General features: G+C 73.7%; 18 protein-coding genes, 1 tRNA gene and 1 pseudogene. 9 read left to right on the top strand and 11 right to left on the bottom strand.

The features are described from left to right. Positions 1 to 330 precede the first annotated feature (330 nt). From ABZ457_RS15050 to ABZ457_RS15035, 4 genes are all read left to right on the top strand, one after another. Positions 331 to 416, top strand: a tRNA-Leu gene (locus tag ABZ457_RS15050). Between the two features lie 65 nt (positions 417 to 481). Continuing rightward, the gene (locus tag ABZ457_RS15045) at positions 482 to 670 is read left to right on the top strand and encodes a hypothetical protein (RefSeq protein ID WP_359157861.1); all 189 of its coding nucleotides are present in this window, start codon (positions 482 to 484) and stop codon (positions 668 to 670) included. Beyond that, positions 667 to 861 (top strand): hypothetical protein, encoded by a 195-nt coding sequence (locus tag ABZ457_RS15040; protein ID WP_359157859.1) that lies wholly within the window; start codon positions 667 to 669, stop codon positions 859 to 861. Before ABZ457_RS15045 ends, ABZ457_RS15040 begins: the two co-directional genes overlap by 4 nt. Positions 862 to 1,004: 143 nt before the next feature. Then, the gene (locus ABZ457_RS15035) at positions 1,005 to 1,337 is read left to right on the top strand and encodes a MazG-like family protein (RefSeq protein WP_359157857.1); all 333 of its coding nucleotides are present in this window, start codon (positions 1,005 to 1,007) and stop codon (positions 1,335 to 1,337) included. A 63-nt stretch (positions 1,338 to 1,400) separates the two neighbouring features. Here the strand turns inward: ABZ457_RS15035 and ABZ457_RS15030 are convergent, their stop codons facing one another. After that, positions 1,401 to 2,591: a PQQ-binding-like beta-propeller repeat protein gene (locus ABZ457_RS15030; RefSeq protein WP_359157983.1), complete on the bottom strand. Its 1,191-nt coding sequence runs from the start codon at positions 2,589 to 2,591 to the stop codon at positions 1,401 to 1,403. 423 nt (positions 2,592 to 3,014) lie between these two features. Here ABZ457_RS15030 and ABZ457_RS15025 point away from each other — a divergent pair, with 423 nt between their 5' ends. After that, a complete protein-coding gene (locus ABZ457_RS15025; RefSeq protein ID WP_359157854.1) occupies positions 3,015 to 3,929 on the top strand; it encodes a Bax inhibitor-1/YccA family protein in 915 nt (304 codons plus the stop codon). A 128-nt stretch (positions 3,930 to 4,057) separates the two neighbouring features. Here ABZ457_RS15025 and ABZ457_RS15020 read toward each other — a convergent pair whose 3' ends face one another. Next, entirely contained in the window at positions 4,058 to 4,288 is a 231-nt protein-coding gene (locus ABZ457_RS15020; protein ID WP_359157852.1) for a DUF4287 domain-containing protein, read from the bottom strand. A 99-nt stretch (positions 4,289 to 4,387) separates the two neighbouring features. Here ABZ457_RS15020 and ABZ457_RS15015 point away from each other — a divergent pair, with 99 nt between their 5' ends. Further along, positions 4,388 to 4,741 (top strand): hypothetical protein, encoded by a 354-nt coding sequence (locus ABZ457_RS15015; protein ID WP_359157850.1) that lies wholly within the window; start codon positions 4,388 to 4,390, stop codon positions 4,739 to 4,741. A 48-nt stretch (positions 4,742 to 4,789) separates the two neighbouring features. On the opposite strand, the gene ABZ457_RS15010 is transcribed toward ABZ457_RS15015, so the two are convergent. The 3 genes from ABZ457_RS15010 to ABZ457_RS15000 form a co-directional block, all read right to left on the bottom strand. Continuing rightward, on the bottom strand, positions 4,790 to 5,638 hold the full coding sequence (locus ABZ457_RS15010; protein ID WP_359157847.1) for a hypothetical protein: 849 nt from the start codon (positions 5,636 to 5,638) through the stop codon (positions 4,790 to 4,792). Positions 5,639 to 5,869: 231 nt separating this feature from the next. Next, positions 5,870 to 7,090, bottom strand: coding sequence for an acetyl-CoA C-acetyltransferase (locus ABZ457_RS15005; protein WP_359157845.1), 1,221 nt, complete (start codon positions 7,088 to 7,090; stop codon positions 5,870 to 5,872). Positions 7,091 to 7,340: 250 nt separating this feature from the next. Beyond that, the gene (locus ABZ457_RS15000; RefSeq protein ID WP_359157981.1) at positions 7,341 to 8,366 is read right to left on the bottom strand and encodes an SGNH/GDSL hydrolase family protein; all 1,026 of its coding nucleotides are present in this window, start codon (positions 8,364 to 8,366) and stop codon (positions 7,341 to 7,343) included. Positions 8,367 to 8,517: 151 nt separating this feature from the next. Between ABZ457_RS15000 and ABZ457_RS14995 the strand changes: the two genes are divergently transcribed. Continuing rightward, positions 8,518 to 9,903, top strand: coding sequence for a cystathionine beta-synthase (locus ABZ457_RS14995; RefSeq protein WP_359157842.1), 1,386 nt, complete (start codon positions 8,518 to 8,520; stop codon positions 9,901 to 9,903). A 381-nt stretch (positions 9,904 to 10,284) separates the two neighbouring features. Here the strand turns inward: ABZ457_RS14995 and ABZ457_RS14990 are convergent, their stop codons facing one another. Then, the gene (locus ABZ457_RS14990) at positions 10,285 to 10,713 is read right to left on the bottom strand and encodes a hypothetical protein (RefSeq protein ID WP_359157840.1); all 429 of its coding nucleotides are present in this window, start codon (positions 10,711 to 10,713) and stop codon (positions 10,285 to 10,287) included. Positions 10,714 to 10,901: 188 nt separating this feature from the next. Between ABZ457_RS14990 and ABZ457_RS14985 the strand changes: the two genes are divergently transcribed. Both ABZ457_RS14985 and ABZ457_RS14980 read left to right on the top strand, forming a co-directional pair. Further along, positions 10,902 to 11,741 (top strand): MurR/RpiR family transcriptional regulator, encoded by an 840-nt coding sequence (locus ABZ457_RS14985; protein WP_359157838.1) that lies wholly within the window; start codon positions 10,902 to 10,904, stop codon positions 11,739 to 11,741. A gap of 181 nt (positions 11,742 to 11,922) precedes the next feature. After that, positions 11,923 to 12,137 (top strand): annotated as a pseudogene (locus tag ABZ457_RS14980) (hypothetical protein); the annotation flags it as partial. A gap of 43 nt (positions 12,138 to 12,180) precedes the next feature. Here ABZ457_RS14980 and ABZ457_RS14975 read toward each other — a convergent pair. The 5 genes from ABZ457_RS14975 to ABZ457_RS14955 all read right to left on the bottom strand — a co-directional run bounded on the left by ABZ457_RS14975 (position 12,181) and on the right by ABZ457_RS14955 (position 16,003). Continuing rightward, a complete protein-coding gene (locus ABZ457_RS14975; RefSeq protein WP_359157836.1) occupies positions 12,181 to 12,552 on the bottom strand; it encodes a hypothetical protein in 372 nt (123 codons plus the stop codon). Positions 12,553 to 12,687: 135 nt separating this feature from the next. After that, positions 12,688 to 13,074, bottom strand: coding sequence for a roadblock/LC7 domain-containing protein (locus ABZ457_RS14970; RefSeq protein ID WP_359157834.1), 387 nt, complete (start codon positions 13,072 to 13,074; stop codon positions 12,688 to 12,690). A 79-nt stretch (positions 13,075 to 13,153) separates the two neighbouring features. Further along, a complete protein-coding gene (locus ABZ457_RS14965) occupies positions 13,154 to 13,945 on the bottom strand; it encodes a transcriptional regulator (protein WP_359157832.1) in 792 nt (263 codons plus the stop codon). Next, positions 13,942 to 14,439 carry a hypothetical protein gene (locus ABZ457_RS14960; RefSeq protein ID WP_359157829.1) on the bottom strand — a complete coding sequence of 166 codons (498 nt, stop codon included), beginning with the start codon at positions 14,437 to 14,439 and terminating at the stop codon, positions 13,942 to 13,944. The genes ABZ457_RS14965 and ABZ457_RS14960 overlap by 4 nt, the downstream gene beginning before the upstream one ends. A gap of 181 nt (positions 14,440 to 14,620) precedes the next feature. Then, positions 14,621 to 16,003 carry an APC family permease gene (locus ABZ457_RS14955; protein ID WP_359157827.1) on the bottom strand — a complete coding sequence of 461 codons (1,383 nt, stop codon included), beginning with the start codon at positions 16,001 to 16,003 and terminating at the stop codon, positions 14,621 to 14,623. Positions 16,004 to 16,048: the final 45 nt, after the last annotated feature.

Below are 16,048 nucleotides of genomic sequence, written 5' to 3'. Positions count from 1 at the left end.
GTCCGCTCCGGTGCCCCGGATCGTCACTCCCGATGCCCCTTTCCGGGGCCCTCTGCGGTCGGACGGGATCCGCCCCGCGGTCATCCTTGGGTATGACGGCGCCCCTCCCACGGGCTCATCACGGCGCCGGACCTCGCGGGCGGCGCTTTTTCGTCAATCACCCGCCCCCGCCGACCCCCACCGGACCCCGCCCCGGCTCCGCACCGACCGGTCCCACCTGCCCTGACGACCCCTCAGGAGCCCACCGCCCAGGGCAACATCGGGCCACGGACCCCGGGGGCGGGTCGATCTCCACCGATAGGCTCCTGTGCTGACGCCGACCGCGTGCACGCCCGGATGGTGGAATGCAGACACGGCGAGCTTAAACCTCGCTGCCCCTCGGGGGCGTGCCGGTTCAAGTCCGGCTCCGGGCACCACGCCGCGCACGCGTGCGCGGGTCGCGACGGGGCGTTCTCCCCCGGGCCCGCGGAAGCGCCCACGGGTGCCCCGGCGGCCTCGGGGCTCAGGGCTGACCTGCGAGGAAGTCGTCGCGGCCGGTGTCCCCGCCTGCATCGCCACCCTCGGCGCCGAGGGTGGCGCGAAATGCGAGAAGGGCATCGAGCTGCGGTTCACTTACATGGGCAGGGCCAAGGGCGGCAAGTGCATCCGAGGGGACGGGGTCGAGGGATGAGTCAGCAGCAGAGGGCGGCCGTCGGTGCGCCGGCCGCGATCTTCGTTGTCTTCCTCGGTCTGCTCGTCCACCATCAGCTCACTTCGCCGGACGGCGACCTCGCCGAGGGGCTGGCCGTCTTCGCGTTGGTCGCGGTGCCGGGTGCCCTGCTGTGCGGGTGGATCGCCGGTGTGGGCCGCCGCAAGCGCTGAGCGCGGACCGGATGCGGGGCGGTACGGCGTGCACAGCGTCGTACCGCCCCGCACGCCGTTTCCGTGCGTGGACGGGCCGGGGCGCGGGAAGGTCGTGGGCGGCCGGGCCCGACCGGGCGCGGCGGGCGAGGGAAGAGGCCGGGATGGACGCGAGTGCGTGGGCGGATGTGCGGCGGTTGGTGGAGTGGCTGGACGCGGAGGCCGTGCCGGTGCCCGGGGAGACCGCGCGGCTGCTGCGGGTGATCAAGATCGGGGAGGAGTTCGGCGAGGTCGTCGAGGCGGTGCACGGGGCGATGGGCGCCAACCCGCGCAAGGGGGCGAGCCACAGCTGGGAGGACGTGCACAGCGAGCTGTGCGATGTGATCGTCACCGCGATGGTCGCGCTGGCCTCGCTCACCCCGGACGCGCCGGGGGTCCTGGAGGCGCGGCTGCGGGAGCTCGTCGCCCGCACCGGCGCCCCGCCGGCCGCCCGCTGACGGCCGGCGGGAGGGGCCTCGGACCGTCGGTCAGACCGCCGGGAGGGGCCTCGGACCGTCGGGTCAGACCGCCGGGAGGCCCGTCACCCGGCGGCCGTGCATCGCGACCAGGCGTTGGCCGGACCCGGTGACGTACCACTGCTCGCCCGAGCCCGAGCCGTCGTTGTACGTCCAGCGCAGCCTGCCCGTGCGCGCCTCGTACGCGTGGACCCCGCCCTCCGCGTCGAACTGCGTCGCCCCGTAGAGGGTGCCGCCCGCCCTGGCGAACTGCACCGGGTACGCGGCCTCGCCCAGGTCCTCGTTGCGCCAGATCCGTTTCCCGGTCGCCGGGTCGACCGCCCACAGGGTGCGGCCGCTGTCGGAGACGTGCAGCACGCCGTCGAGGACCGCCGGGCCGTTGAAGGTGCTCCCCGCGTCCGTCGCCAGGGTCCAGCGCTCCGTGCCGGTGACGGCGTCGAAGGCGCGCAGCCGGTCGCCGTCCGCGACGATCACGAGGCCCTGGTGCACGGCGAGGCGGACGAAGTTCGACCGGCCGATCTTCTTCGTCCAGCGCTGCCGACCGGTGGCCGCGTCCCGCACGGTGACGTTTCTGCGCTGGTCCGTGTAGACGAGGTGCGGACCTGCCACGGTGGAGGTGATGCCGTGCTCCGCGGTCCCGGCGTCCCGGCGCTCGCTCCAGGCGACCTTGCCGGTCCGGGTGTCGATCGCCGCCACCACGCTCTCGGGCGTGCTGTTGTCCTCGGCGAGCAGCCCGGCGAGGACGTAGACGCGTTCCCCGTCCGCCGCGATCGGCCGGGGCAGGTCCACCCGGCCGCCGAGCCGGCTGCGCCAGGTCTCCTTCCCGGTGGCCGGGTCCAGGCCGACCAGGTCGCCGTCGTACTCGGTGCTGGTCAGGTAGAGCGTCCCGCCGCCCAGGATCAGCCGGGCACCTGGCACCGCCGCGCCCTTGCGCGACCACCGCTCCTCGCCGGTGGCGAGGTCCCGGCCGACCAGCGGGTCCCCGGACACCAGGACCGTGCTCCCCGCGACCGCCAGCGCGTCGAGGCTGCCGAGCGCCCCGAAGGCGGCCTCCTCCTGCCACAGCGGCTTCGGCGCGGTCCCCGGCGGCGGGGTGGTGAAGCCGCCGTCCGGCGCGGCCGTGCCCTGGTCCGGGCCCTTCGCCGCCGGACCGTCCGCCTCCGCCTCCGGTCCGCAGCCGGTGAGCGCCGCGCCCCCGGCCGCCAGGCCCAGCCCCGCCCCCGCCAGCCGCAGCAGCCGCCGGCGCGACAGCTCCGGCCGGCCCGCCCGGCCCGCGCCCGGTCTCTCCGCTCCGCGCACACCCTGTGTCGGCACGTCCGTGTCTCCCCACCCTTGTCGATCACCGTCGTCGATCACCGCCGCCCGGGCCCGGCACCCCTGGGGGGCGCCCCCCGCCCGGGGCCCGGACAGGCTAACCACGGGCCCCGGGCGCGCCGCCGGGCCGTGCGGAGCTGCGACCGCGCCGTGAACCTTCTGTCACAAGGTCGCGGAGCCGCCCCCTCCCGTCCCGACCCGGCCCCGCGGAGCCCCCGGAAACGGCCCCCACCTGGCGGATCGGGCAACGATTGCCGAAAGATCCTCCCTGGGCACTAGAGTCATTCTTTTGCTCGCCCATTACTCTTGTGGCAAGGCCGCGCACGGTGGCCATGGAGGAGTGAGATGAGGAGCAGCAACCCGGTCTTCTCGCGACGGGGGTTCAGCCGCGACAACGGCTACGCCGGCTTCAACGCGCAGCAGCCGCAGGCCGGGGGCCCCGCCGCAGGAGCGAACCCGTACGCCCAGGGCACCGGCGACCCGTACGCCCAGCCCGGCACCAACCCGTACGCGACGAACCCCTACGCCCCGACGGCGGACACCCAGGCCGGCGCCCCGCAGGCCCCCGCCCGCCCGGGCGCGATGACGATCGACGACGTCGTCACCCGCACCGCGATGACGCTGGGCACGGTCGTGCTCACCGCGATCCTCTCGTGGGTGCTGCTGCCGGTCGACGAGGCCAACATCGGCACGTCGTACGGCATCGCCATCGGCGCCGCGCTGGTCGCGATGGTGCTGGCGCTCGTGCAGTCGTTCAAGCGCAAGGCCTCGCCCGCGCTGATCCTGTCGTACGCCGCGTTCGAGGGCGTGTTCCTCGGCGTCATCTCCAGCGCCGTCTCCACGTACATCGCCAACGGCGTCGTCGCCCAGGCGGTGCTCGGCACCATGGCGGTCTTCGCCGGTGTGCTGATCGCGTACAAGATGCGCTGGATCCGCGTCACCCGCCGCTTCTACGGCTTCGTGATGGCGGCCGCGATGGGCTTCGTCCTGCTGATGATGGTGAACCTGCTGTTCGCCGTCTTCGGCGGCGGTGACGGCCTCGGCTTCCGCAGCGGCGGCCTGGGCATCCTGTTCGGCGTCATCGGCATCATCCTCGGCGCCTGCTTCCTCGCCCTCGACTTCAAGCAGGTCGAGGACGGCATCACCTACGGCGCCCCGCGCGAGGAGTCCTGGCTGGCGGCCTTCGGCCTCACCCTGACCCTGGTGTGGATCTACCTGGAGATGCTGCGTCTGCTGTCGATCCTCCAGGGCGACGACTGACGCACCCCGCTCCGCACGGGGCACGACACCACGAAGGGCCCGTCCGGCGACTGCCGGGCGGGCCCTTCCGTGTGCGTGCGCGGTCTTGTGTGCGTGTGTGCGTGGTGTTCGCGGTCGCGGGGCCGGGGCTACAGGAGCTTGCGCGCCGCGCGCCGCAGGTCGTACTCGTGGATGATCGCCTTCGCGTGGCCGTAGGAGAGGTCGTGTTCGCCGCGGAGCCAGCTCACCTTCTCCTCGAAACGGAAGAGGGACGGGCCTTCCTCTACGGTGCGGAGCCAGTCGGAGATCTCACGACCGGTGCAAGCGGGGATGCGGGAGAGCAGGTTTCGATGGGTCTCTTCGGAGAATGCATGGGACATCGGCGCCTCCGGACGCATTGCGCGTGGTGCTCTTCCCGCCACCGTGCCCGAGTGTCCGGCCGTTGGCAACAGTCCCGAGAGGGCGCATAGGGTCGCGGAGTGCTCGATACGACGGAATTCACCGATGCGGTGGTGCGCTTCTCCGACCGGCTGCGGGCGGCTCCGCAGAGCCGGCTCCAGCGCGGCGCCGCGGCCGAAGGACTCGCCCTCGCCCGGGAGTTGTCCCTGCGTGCGCAGCGTCTGGAGGCCCCGGGCGGGCCCGGCGGACGGGAGCCGCTGATCATGCCGGACGCGGGTGTGTTCGCGGTGGCCGACCAACTGCTGGTGGCGGGCCGGGATTTGGCCGAAGCGCTGCGGGCCGCCGACGCGGGGGCGGCCGGGGCAGGCGCGGGGGAGCAGCTGCGCGCGGCCGTCTCCCTGGTGGAGTCGGCCGCGGGGCGGGCGGGGCTGTGACGCGGGGACCCGGCGGGCGTCGTGCATGGGCCCGCGGCGTCCGTGTGCTCAGTGGGACGCGATGACGCGGTCCGCGAGGATGTAGACGCTCTCCTCGCCGCAGGCGAAGGTCAGGGCGTAGGCACCGGAGACGCCGGACCCGCCCAGCAGGACCGGGGTGTCACCCGCGCGCAGGGCCTCGGCCAGCTGCTCGGCGGTCTCCCGGTGGCCGGGGGTCAGACAGAGGGTGGTGCCGTCGGCGAAGACGTACACGTCCAGGGTGCCCAGCGGACCGGGGCGGACGTCGGTCAGCTCGGTGCCGGACTCGGCCAGCTCCTCCAGGCGCGCCACGGTGCGCTCGTGGTCGGTGACCACGGGGGTCTGCACGGGGACGAAGTCCGGGTGCGAGGGGTGACGGCGGCGGGCGGCGGCCAGCTCGGGGGAGTCCTCCGCGAACTCGGCGGCCTCGGGCAGCTCGGCCATGTCGTCCAGCGCCTCGACGGCGTCCAGGTCCATGGCCTCAAGACCGGCGAAGTCGGCCTGGCGGGGCACGTAGAAGGCGGTGACCTCCTCGCTGATGCCGGTGAAGCCGGTCAGTCCGCCCAGCGGGGCGGACTCGCCCGGGAAGCGGGCGGAGGCGTCGGCGGCGTCCCTGGCCTCCTGTGCGGCCCAGAACGCCCGCGCCTCGGCGAGCTCCCGCTCCCGCTCCTCCGCGAGCGCCTCGGCGACCGCCGCGCGTATCTCGGCGGTGTCGCTGGTGCGGGCCTGGGGGACGGACGCGGTGCGGCCGGCGCCGTACGACGCGGCGAGTTCGGTGCGCAGGGCCGTGACCTGCTTGCGGAGCCCGTGGGCGGCGTGCAGGGCAGCGGCGCCCACGGCCGTGGCGGCGGCCGTGGCCAGCAGCAGGGCAAGAGACATGGCGCTCACTGACTTACTCCCGGTTTCACTCGATACCCCCGACTTCCTACCTCAGCTTGCGATGAGTCGGCGCCTTCTGTCAGTGCATTACGTCACGAAATGGACAGGACTTTGGGCCTCATGTTTAGCCGTGGAACCACTGTGACCTGCTGAAAGACCTCTCCCCCAGGAGATAGGTCACATCCTGGGGGAGATTGAGTCACGAACCGGGTTCCCCGGTCATCGAGCGGCTCAGCTCAGCCGCTCGATGACCATGGCCATGCCCTGCCCGCCGCCCACGCACATCGTCTCCAGGCCGAACTGCTTGTCGTGGAACTGGAGGCTGTTGATCAGCGTGCCGGTGATGCGGGCGCCCGTCATGCCGAAGGGGTGGCCGACGGCGATCGCGCCGCCGTTCACGTTGACCTTGTCCAGGTCGAAGCCGAGGTCCCGGTACGAGGGGATGACCTGCGCGGCGAAGGCCTCGTTGATCTCGACCAGGTCGATGTCGGACGTGGTGAGACCCGCCCGCCGGAGCGCCTGCTTCGACGCCTCGACCGGGCCCAGGCCCATGATCTCGGGGGAGAGGCCCGAGACGCCGGTGGAGACGATCCGGGCGAGCGGGGTCAGGCCCAGCTCGCGCGCCTTGGTGTCGCTCATGATGACGAGCGCGGCGGCGCCGTCGTTGAGCGGGCAGCAGTTGCCGGCGGTGACCAGGCCGTCGGGCCGGAAGACCGGCTTCAGGCCCTGGACGCCCTCCAGGGTGACGCCCGCGCGGGGGCCGTCGTCCTTGCTCACGACCGTGCCGTCGGGGGTCGTGACGGGGGTGATCTCGCGCTCCCAGAAGCCGTTCTTGATGGCCTCCTCGGCGAGGTTCTGCGAGCGGACGCCGAACGCGTCCATGTCCTCGCGGGTGACGCCCTTCCAGCGAGCCAGGTTCTCGGCGGTCTGGCCCATCGCGATGTACGCGTCCGGGACGAGGCCGTCCTCGCGCGGGTCGTGCCAGGTCGAGCCCTCGGACTCGGCGACCGCGGCGGTGCGGGCCTCGGCCTCGGCGAAGAGCGGGTTGTGCGTGTCCGGCAGGCTGTCGGAGTTGCCCTTCACGAAGCGGGACACCATCTCGACGCCCGCCGAGACGAAGACGTCGCCCTCACCGGCCTTGATGGCGTGCAGCGCCATCCGGGAGGTCTGGAGCGAGGAGGAGCAGTAGCGGGTGACCGTACAGCCCGGCAGGTGGTCCATGCCCATCTGCACGGCGACGATGCGGCCGAGGTTGTTGCCCTGCTCGCCGCCGGGGAGGCCGCAGCCGAGCATCAGGTCGTCGATGTCGCGCGGGTCCAGCTCGGGCACCTTCGCCAGGGCGGCCTGGATGATCGTGGCGGTCAGGTCGTCCGGCCGCAGGTCCTTCAGGGACCCCTTGAACGCCCGGCCGATGGGCGAGCGGGCGGCAGAGACGATCACGGCTTCGGGCATCACGGCTCCATGGGAAGTCAGGACGGGCTGTCTGGGAAGTTACCGGTCCGTATGCCCGCGGTCACGGCGCGAGCCGTGTGATGCGGGCCTCTTTTCTAAGCGGGCGCTTGCTCAGTACGAGTGTGCCACGAGGGGGCGCTCGCGCGCCCGGGAACCGGGTCACGCGCCCGCCCCGGCCGGTCTCGGCGGGGCCTGCGGCCGGCCGGGGTGCCCAGGTGCCCGCGCCTGGCGGCGCGGAGCGCCGCGCGGCTCAGCGCGGGCCCGCGTGGTCCTGGGTGCGGGGTGGTTGGTCGGCCGGGGTGGCGGCGGGGGTCTCCGGGCCGGTTTCCGTCGCCGGGAGGCGCCGCCGGCGGCGGTGCTTGAGGAGGGCCCAGGGGGCGCGGACGCCGCTGACCTCCGTGCCCGCCTCGGACGCGGCCTCCGCCGCCGCCCGGGCCACCGGCAGGACGTCCTCGTCCCGGCCGACGTCCAGGGTGTCCGTCTCCGGCCAGAGCCCGAGCGCCGCGCAGAGCGTGGGCAGCATCGCCATCGCCGCCGTCGCGTACCCCTCCGCCGACGGGTGGTAGTTGTCCGCGCCGAACATCTCGCGCGGGTTGGCCGCGAACTCCGGACCCAGCAGGTCGCCGAGGGAGACCGTGCGCCCGCCCTGCTCGACCGCCACGATCGTCTGGGCCGCCGCGAGCTGCCGGCTCACCCGCCGGGCCAGCCAGCGCAGCGGCTGGTACACCGGCTCGATGGTCCCCAGGTCCGGGCAGGTGCCCACGACCACCTCCGCCCCCGCCGTGCGCAGCCGCCGGACCGCCGCGGCCAGGTACCGCACGGACTGCGTGGGCGGCATCCGGTGGGTGACGTCGTTCGCCCCGATCATGATCACGGCCACGTCCGGGGTGCGGGTGCGGTCCGCGAGGAGCAGGGTGACCTGCCGTTCCAGGTCGTCGGACTGCGCCCCCGGCAGCGCGATGTTGCGGACCTCCACCGGGCGCTCCGCGACCGCCGCCAGCCCCGAGGCCAGCAGGGCGCCCGGGGTCTGGCCCGCGCGCCGCACACCCTGCCCCGCCGCCGTGGAGTCGCCCAGGACGGCGAGGTGCAGCGGGTTCGCCCGGCCGAAGGAGAGCCCGTAGAGCCCGTTCCCCTTCGGTGGCACCGGCGCCGTCCCGCCGCCCACCGAGCGCTTCGCCAGCTGGACCTCCGCCAGCAGCACCCCCACCGCCGCCGCGCCGACGAGCCCGATGCCGCCCCCGCCGTACGCCGCACCCGCCGCGATGCGCCTGGCCACCCTCGCCCTCGACACAGCCAACCTCCTCGCGACCGCTGCGGGCCGCAGTCGTGCCCGTACAAGACGTAACTGCCCCGTACGGGCCGTCGCCCAATCACGTCCGTATCCGGCATACGCTGGCGGGACCATTACGGAGACCCCGGAGAACATTGTGCGCATCCACGACTCGATGATCAGTCTCGTCGGCGACACCCCGCTGGTGAAGCTGAACAACGTGACCGAAGGCATCTCGGCGACCGTCCTCGCCAAGGTCGAGTACTTCAACCCCGGCGGCTCGGTCAAGGACCGCATCGCGCTGCGGATGATCGAGGCCGCCGAGCAGAGCGGCGAGCTGGAGCCCGGCGGCACCATCGTCGAGCCGACCAGCGGGAACACCGGCGTCGGCCTGGCGATCGTGGCCCAGCAGAAGGGCTACAAGTGCATCTTCGTCTGCCCGGACAAGGTGTCCACGGACAAGATCAACGTGCTGCGCGCGTACGGCGCCGAGGTCGTGGTCTGCCCGACCGCCGTCGACCCCGAGCACCCCGACTCGTACTACAACGTCTCCGACCGCCTGGTCCGTGAGACCCCCGGGGCGTGGAAGCCGGACCAGTACTCCAACCCGAACAACCCGCGCTCGCACTACGAGACCACCGGCCCCGAGCTGTGGGAGCAGACCGAGGGGCGGATCACCCACTTCGTCGCGGGCGTCGGCACCGGCGGCACCATCTCCGGCACCGGCCGGTACCTGAAGGAGATCAGCGACGGGAAGGTCCGCATCGTCGGCGCCGACCCCGAGGGCTCGGTCTACTCGGGCGGCTCCGGCCGTCCGTACCTGGTCGAGGGCGTGGGCGAGGACTTCTGGCCGACCGCGTACGACGCGAACGTGACGGACGAGATCGTCGCCGTCTCGGACAAGGACTCCTTCCAGATGACCCGCCGCCTCGCCAAGGAGGAGGGCCTGCTCGTCGGCGGCTCCTGCGGCATGGCGGTCGTCGCGGCCCTGCGCGTGGCGCGCGAGCTGGGCCCGGACGACGTGGTCGTGGTGCTGCTGCCCGACAGCGGCCGCGGCTACCTCTCGAAGATCTTCAACGACGAGTGGATGGCCGACTACGGCTTCCTGGAGAGCGGCGGCGCCTCCGTCGCCGACGTGCTCCGCCACAAGGAGGGCGGCGCGCTGCCCAGCCTGGTGCACATGCACCCGGAGGAGACCGTCGGCCAGGCGATCGAGGTGCTGCGCGAGTACGGCGTCTCCCAGATGCCCATCGTCAAGCCGGGCGCGGGCCACCCGGACGTGATGGCCGCCGAGGTCATCGGCTCGGTCGTGGAGCGGGAGCTGCTGGACGCGCTGTTCACCCAGCGCGCCTCGCTGAACGACCCGCTGGAGAAGCACATGTCCCCGCCGCTGCCGCAGGTCGGCTCCGGCGAGCCGGTCGCGGACCTGATGTCGGTCCTGGGCGACGCGGCCGACGCGGCGATCGTGCTGGTCGAGGGCAAGCCGACCGGTGTGGTCAGCCGTCAGGACCTGCTCGCCTTCCTGGCCGGCGACGCCAAGTGAGGCGCGGGCCCGCGCGGTTGCCCCCACCCGGGTCCGCGCGGGCCTCGTCGGCCTTCGCCGAAAAGGTACGAGCGCGTCACGTCCGCGCAGCACCGGCTTAACACGCGTCCGGCACATTGGTGGATGTCGGCAGGGGGACCGGGCAGGTGACCCGGCCGGCACGGACGGCGTCCAGGACTACGGAGCGGCTCCCGGACCTCCAGGACGCCCCGGACGCGGAGACCGGCCCTGACCCGGTCCGTGTCCCTCGCGGGGACCGCCGTCGTCCCGCCCCCCGGTCCGCCGGGGGTGCGGCGGTCCCCGCCACACCCGTACGACGGCGGCGGGCGTATCCCCTGGGATACGCCCGCCGCCGTCGTTCCGTTGCCGTTCCCGCGCGGCTCAGTCGTCCCGGCCATCCCGGGCCGAGGGGCCACGCCCGCGCTGCCAGGGCCACAGATGCGCCGCGTGCGCCGCGTTCACCCCGACGATGCCGAGCCAGGTCACCAGCAGCCCGGCCAGGTTCGCGTGGGCCGCGCCGATCGCGGAGAGCGGGATCGCCAGCACCAGGGTGACGATCGCGAAACCGAAGCGCTCCCCGAAGTCCGACCCGGACGAGCGGGCCGCCGGGCGCGCCCCGCCCCGCGCGACGACCATCTGCTGCTCGGCGAGCTGCCGGCGCACACGGCGGTCCACGGTGCTGTCGAGGCGCTGCTCGACCTTCTCCAGGAACGACTCGACCAGTGCCGAGTCGTACTCCTCGCCCAGCTCGCGGCGGGCGTTCAGGGTGGCGTCGAGCTCCTTCTTGAGCTCCGGGTCCCGGGCGTCCATGGTGCCCACGCTACGAGCACGGGCCCGCGCGCGTCAGTGGGGACAACCCCCGTCTTCGCCCGGGGGTTCCCGGCCGGGTCGCGGGGCGGGGTGTTCCGCTTGCCCGGCCTGTATATCGTCATGCAGAGTTCAGGGTGGCTGAATAGGCAGGTAGGCCCGGCGGCGGTGGCCGGACGAGGGGGCAGGAAATGAGCGACAGCCCGGCCGCGCGGCTGCAGGTGCTCTTCGAGGGGCACCGGCTCACCCCGACCCAGCGGCGCATCGCGCACAGCATGGTCCGCAGGGCCGGTGACGTGCCCTTCCTGTCGAGTGTGGAGCTGGCGGAGCTGGCCGGGGTCAGCCAGCCGTCCGTGACCCGGTTCGCCGTCGCCCTCGGCTTCGACGGCTATCCGGCGCTGCGCCGGCATCTGCGCGAGGTCGCCCCGCCGGAGGCCGCCGTCCCCGACGAGGACGCGCCCAACGAGTACCAGCAGGCCGTGCAGGCCGAGATCGAGAACCTCCAGCACCTCGCGGCGATGCTCGCCGAACCCGAGCCGGTGGAGCGGGCCGGCCGGCTGCTCGCCGCCTCCCGCCCGCTGCCCGTCCTCGGGCTGCGCGCCGCCTCCTCGCAGGCGCGCGGCTTCGCGTACTTCGCCGCCAAGGTGCACCCGGACGTGCGGCTGCTGGACGAGGGCGGCTCGATGCTCGCCGACCGGATCGACGCCGCCCGGCGGGCCGGGGCGAGCACGCTGCTCTGCTTCGCGCTGCCCCGCCACCCGCGCGAGGTCGTGGAGGCGCTGGAGTACGCGCGGGGCGCGGGGCTCACCGTGGTGACCGTCGCCGACTCGGCGTTCGCGCCGGTCGCCGCGCACAGCGATCTGCTGATCCCGGCGGCCGTCGGCACCGGGCTGGCCTTCGACACGGCCTGTGCACCGATGCTGCTGGGGCGGGTGCTGCTGGAGGCGATGTGCGACGGACTCCCGGACGCGCAGGCCCGCCTGGAGGACTTCGACGCGCAGGCGGCGGAGCGCGGGCTGTTCGTCGACTGAGGCCGGCGGGAGTGTGCGGGCCCGCCGTGCCCGCGTAGACGGCGGGAGCCGCCGGGCCCGTCCGCCGCGTGGGACCGCCCGTCGCGGATTCTCAGCTTCCGCTCGGATTGCGCCGCTACCGTGCCCGCCCGGCACACCACCCTGCGGACGGACCCGGCGCGCGGCCGGGCGGAGGGAGCACCTGCCCGCCGCGGGCGGTCTGGCGCTGGCCGGGGCCGGTGCGGGCCTGTGGGCGAAGGCGGTGTGGCTCGGCCGCCGCGAGCGGGACGGCGAGACGCTGCTGTGGGTGCGCACGGACTGGCCGCCCGGCGCCCCGGCGGCCGGGCGGTGAAGGGCTTCCGCACCACGGGGGTCGCGGCGGGCGACGCCGCGCCCGGTGGGGCGCGGCGCCGCTGAGGGCCGCCCGCGGCCGGGGGCCGGGGCAGTCCGGACCGCCCGGTCAGACCTCCAGGTCCGCCTCGATCCGCCGGAGCTGGTGGCGGGCCATCGCCAGGTTGGCCCGCTCCTTGTCCAGGGCGAGGTAGAGGAACAGCCCGTTGGAGTTGCGGCTCTTGAGGAGCCGGATCAGGTGGTACTGGGTGTCGAGGGTGATCAGGATGTCCTCGATGTCCTCCTTCAGGCCCAGGTGCTCCATGGTGCGCACCTTGGCGCGGACCACGTCGGTGTTGCCGGCGGCGGCGACGTTGAGGTCGAGTTCCTTGCCGCCGCCGATGGTGCCCAGCGCCATGCCGCTGGTGTAGTCGACGAGCGCGGCGCCGACGGCACCCTCGATCGTGAGGGCTTCCTTGAGTGCGGTTTCGGTGTTGGCCATGACAGGCGCACTTTCCTTCCGTGTGGTTCTGGTTCTGCCGGTGGTCTTCGGTGTGCGTGGGGTCTTCGGTGGTGTCCGCGGTGCGGGTGGCGTCCGTGGCGTCGGGGGCGTCCCCGGGGGTGTGGTGGCCATGGGTCAGGCGTCCTGGGTTCGTTCGAGGGCGCCGTCGACCAGGTCTCCGATGCGGGCTCCGGCGCGGCGCGCCTCCAGATGGAGCCGGCCGACGTTGATCCGCGGTTCGGCCAGCACGGTCAGCACGGCCGAGGAACCGGCCGCGTACGTCGCGACGTAGCCGGTCTCGCCGCGGACGAGCAGTTCCTTGAAGCCGCCCTGGCCGGTCGCCTCGGTCAGGCGCAGGGCGACCCCGAGCGCGGCGGCGGTGAGCGCCGCCACGTGCTCCGCCTCGGGGCTGTCCGTCGCCAGCACCAGTCCGTCGGCGCTGGCCGCGAGCGCCCCGGTGAGCTGGGGCAGCCGGGCCCGCAACCGTCTGATCTCGCCGAGCACTTCGGCCTCGGCCGTCATGAGCAGTCTCCTCTCGGCGCGCAGCCGCAGCGCACGCCTCATGACGGATCGCGCCGGGCCCGGTGGGTCGGGCGGTGGTTCACAGGGTTGCCTCCAGTGCGTCGCGGAGCCGGCGTAACAGGGCGATGTCCGGGTCGTCGGAGACCCGGGGTATCCAGTCCGGGAGCCGCGCGGGGGCCTGGGCGAGCGGGTCCGGCGGGGTCTCGACGAGCCCGGCGGCGGCCATCCGCCGTACCTCGACCAGGGTGTTGAACGCGGGGCGGCCCAGGGTCCGCGCGATGGCGGCCGGGGTCCGGACGCCGTCCGCGAGGTCCAGCAGGGCGCGCTGGCGCGGGGAGGCCCCCGGCCCGGCGGGGGCGGGCCGCAGCGGGGCGGTGTCCACCTCCGGGTAGGGCCAGACCGCGTCCAGCAGATCGCGCCGCCGCAGCGCCTCGCGGGCGACGTCCGCCGCCGGTACGGGCCGGATGCTGCCGATCCAGTGCCACACCCCGTACCGGAAGCGGGTCGGTCCGCTGGTCGGCGCGAGGGCGAAGAAGGCGGCGTCGTGGAGGGCGGCCAGATGGCAGATCTCCAGCTCCCCGTCGGCCAGTTGGCCGCTGTCGACGAGGAAGCGGGCCACCTCCCGGCGGGCGCCCGCCTCGGCCACGGCCTCCTGCCAGCCCTCGGCCGGCAGCCGCCCGCTCGCCGTGAGCAGGATGTCGAGTCCGGGCGCGGCCGGGCTCTCGGCGTGCACCACCTGGCCGTCGACCAGGTAGAGGGCGCCGTGGTCGCGGACGAGGGCGCCGGTGGCGCGTTCCGAGGCGAGCCGGTCGAGCATCGGGGAGACCGCGCTCGCGGCGGTGGCGGGGGCGGTGACGGTGGCCGGGGTCATCCGAGCACCAGCCGCTCGGCGATCTCGGCCATCCGGAGTCTGGCCAGGGCCAGGTTCCCGGTGTCCCGGTCGAGCCACAGATGGAGGAAGACACTGCTGTCGAAGGTGGTCTCCACGAACCGGAGCACGTGGTAGCCGGTGCGGGTGATGACGATCAGGTCCTCGACGGGGAGCCCCTTGACGCCCTCGTCCGCGCCGCCTCCGCCGGGTGGCGCGCCGGCCGGCCGGAAGCCGCTCGGGACCTGGCCGAGGCCGCGCGGTCCGCCGGGGGCCCCGAAGGCCCGCCCGCCGTCCGGTCCGTCGGGGGCGAAGGACGGGAACTCCGCCGCCATGCGTGCCAGTTCGGCCGTCTCGGCGGCGGTCGCCTCGGCGTCGCCACCGGGGCTCTCGCCGACCGCGCCGAGGGCGAGACCGCTGGTCCAGTCCACGATGGCCGCACCCCGCGCTCCGGGCACCACCATGGCCTGGAGCAGACACTCGTCGATTCCGGGCACGCGGAACTCCCCTCCCCGCCTCGGTACGCTGCGCACGGATGCGCACCGGTGACGGACAGGTTACGCAACGTGGCTTCGTCCGTGGGGAGTTCTGGCATTTTCCAACGGAAGTTGCCCGGGGTCGGTAGTCTCCCCGGCCGAAATCCGCCGGGCGCCCGGCCGGCGGCGCGTCCCGGGGCCCTCAGTCCTCCGGCCGCAGCCGCATGAACAGCCTGTTCACGCCCCACAGGACGATGCCGAGGGCGATGAGCACCCCGGCGCGGACGTAGACGTCGGCCGCCCGGTCCGCCAGCGGACTGGCCAGGATCAGGGCGGTCAGGGCGCCGAGGACCGGCAGGGCGGTCGGGGTGCGGAAGTGCCGGTGCGCCACCCGGTCCCTGCGCAGCACCAGGACGGCCACGTTGACCACCGCGAAGACGATCAGCAGCAGGAAGGAGGTGGTGTCGCCCAGCCCCTCGATCTCCCCGGTGGACACCAGGCCGAGGGCGAGGACGGTGACGAAGGCGATGCCGACGACCGGGGTCCGCCGGGTGGGATGGACCTTGCCCATGCCGCGCGGCAGGACGCGCTCGTTGGCCAGCCCGTAGCAGAGCCGGGAGGCCATCATCAGGTTGATGAGCGCCGAGTTGGTGACGGCGAACAGGGCGATCAGCGCGAAGAGCTGGGGCGGGAAGTCGACGCCCCCGGCCTTGACCACCTCCAGGAGCGGCCCGCTGGACCCCTCCAGGGTGCGGGAGTCGACCAGCAGCGAGGACACCAGCGCCACCAGGACGTAGATCGTGCCCGTGACGGCGACGCCGATGAAGATGGCCCGGGGGAAGGTGCGCACCGGGTCCTGGGTCTCCTCGGCCATGTTGACCGAGTCCTCGAAGCCGACGAAGGCGAAGAAGCCGAGCGCGGTGGCCCCGAGGACGCCGGTGATCAGCGCGTATCCGGTGCCCGACGCCTCGAACTGGGTGAGCCGGGCCGGTTCGCCGTCCCCGTTGAGCACGGCCCAGGCGCCGATGCCGAGGATCACCAGCAGACCGCTGAGCTCGACGACGGTGAGGACGACGTTGGTCTTCACGGATTCGGAGACCCCGCGCAGCGTGAGGGAGGCGAGGGCGAGGACGAAGAGGACCGCCACCAGGGTCGGCGGGATCGCCTCGGTGAACTCCCGGAAGTAGTCGCCGCTGAACGCGAGAGCCGCCGCGCTCGCCGAGGAGAGGCCCGAGCATATGACCATGAAGGCGACGACGAAGGTCAGGAAGGGGACCTTGAACGCCTTCTGCGTGTAGAGGGCGGCGCCGGCGGCCTTCGGGTACTTGCCGACCAGTTCCACGTAGGAGGCGGCGGTCAGCAGCGCGACCACGAAGCCGATGACGAAGGGGAGCCACAGGGCGCCGCCGACCTTGCCCGCGACCTTGCCGGTGGTGGCGTAGATGCCGGTGCCGAGGATGTCGCCGATGACGAAGAGGATCAGCAGCTTGGGGCCGATGGCGCGCTTGAGCGAGGGGGCGCCGCCGGGTTTCCCGTCGGGGGCCTCGGCGGGCCCGGGCGCGGGCCCGGGGGCGGATGCGCTCATGAAACACCTCTCCTGTCCCGTCCGGTGATCCGGTTCTCCGGTGAG

The organism is Streptomyces sp. NPDC005805 (assembly GCF_040630445.1).
In the GTDB taxonomy this organism is placed as follows: Bacteria; Actinomycetota; Actinomycetes; order Streptomycetales; family Streptomycetaceae; genus Streptomyces.
This window is presented reverse-complemented; position numbering and strand designations above follow the sequence as displayed.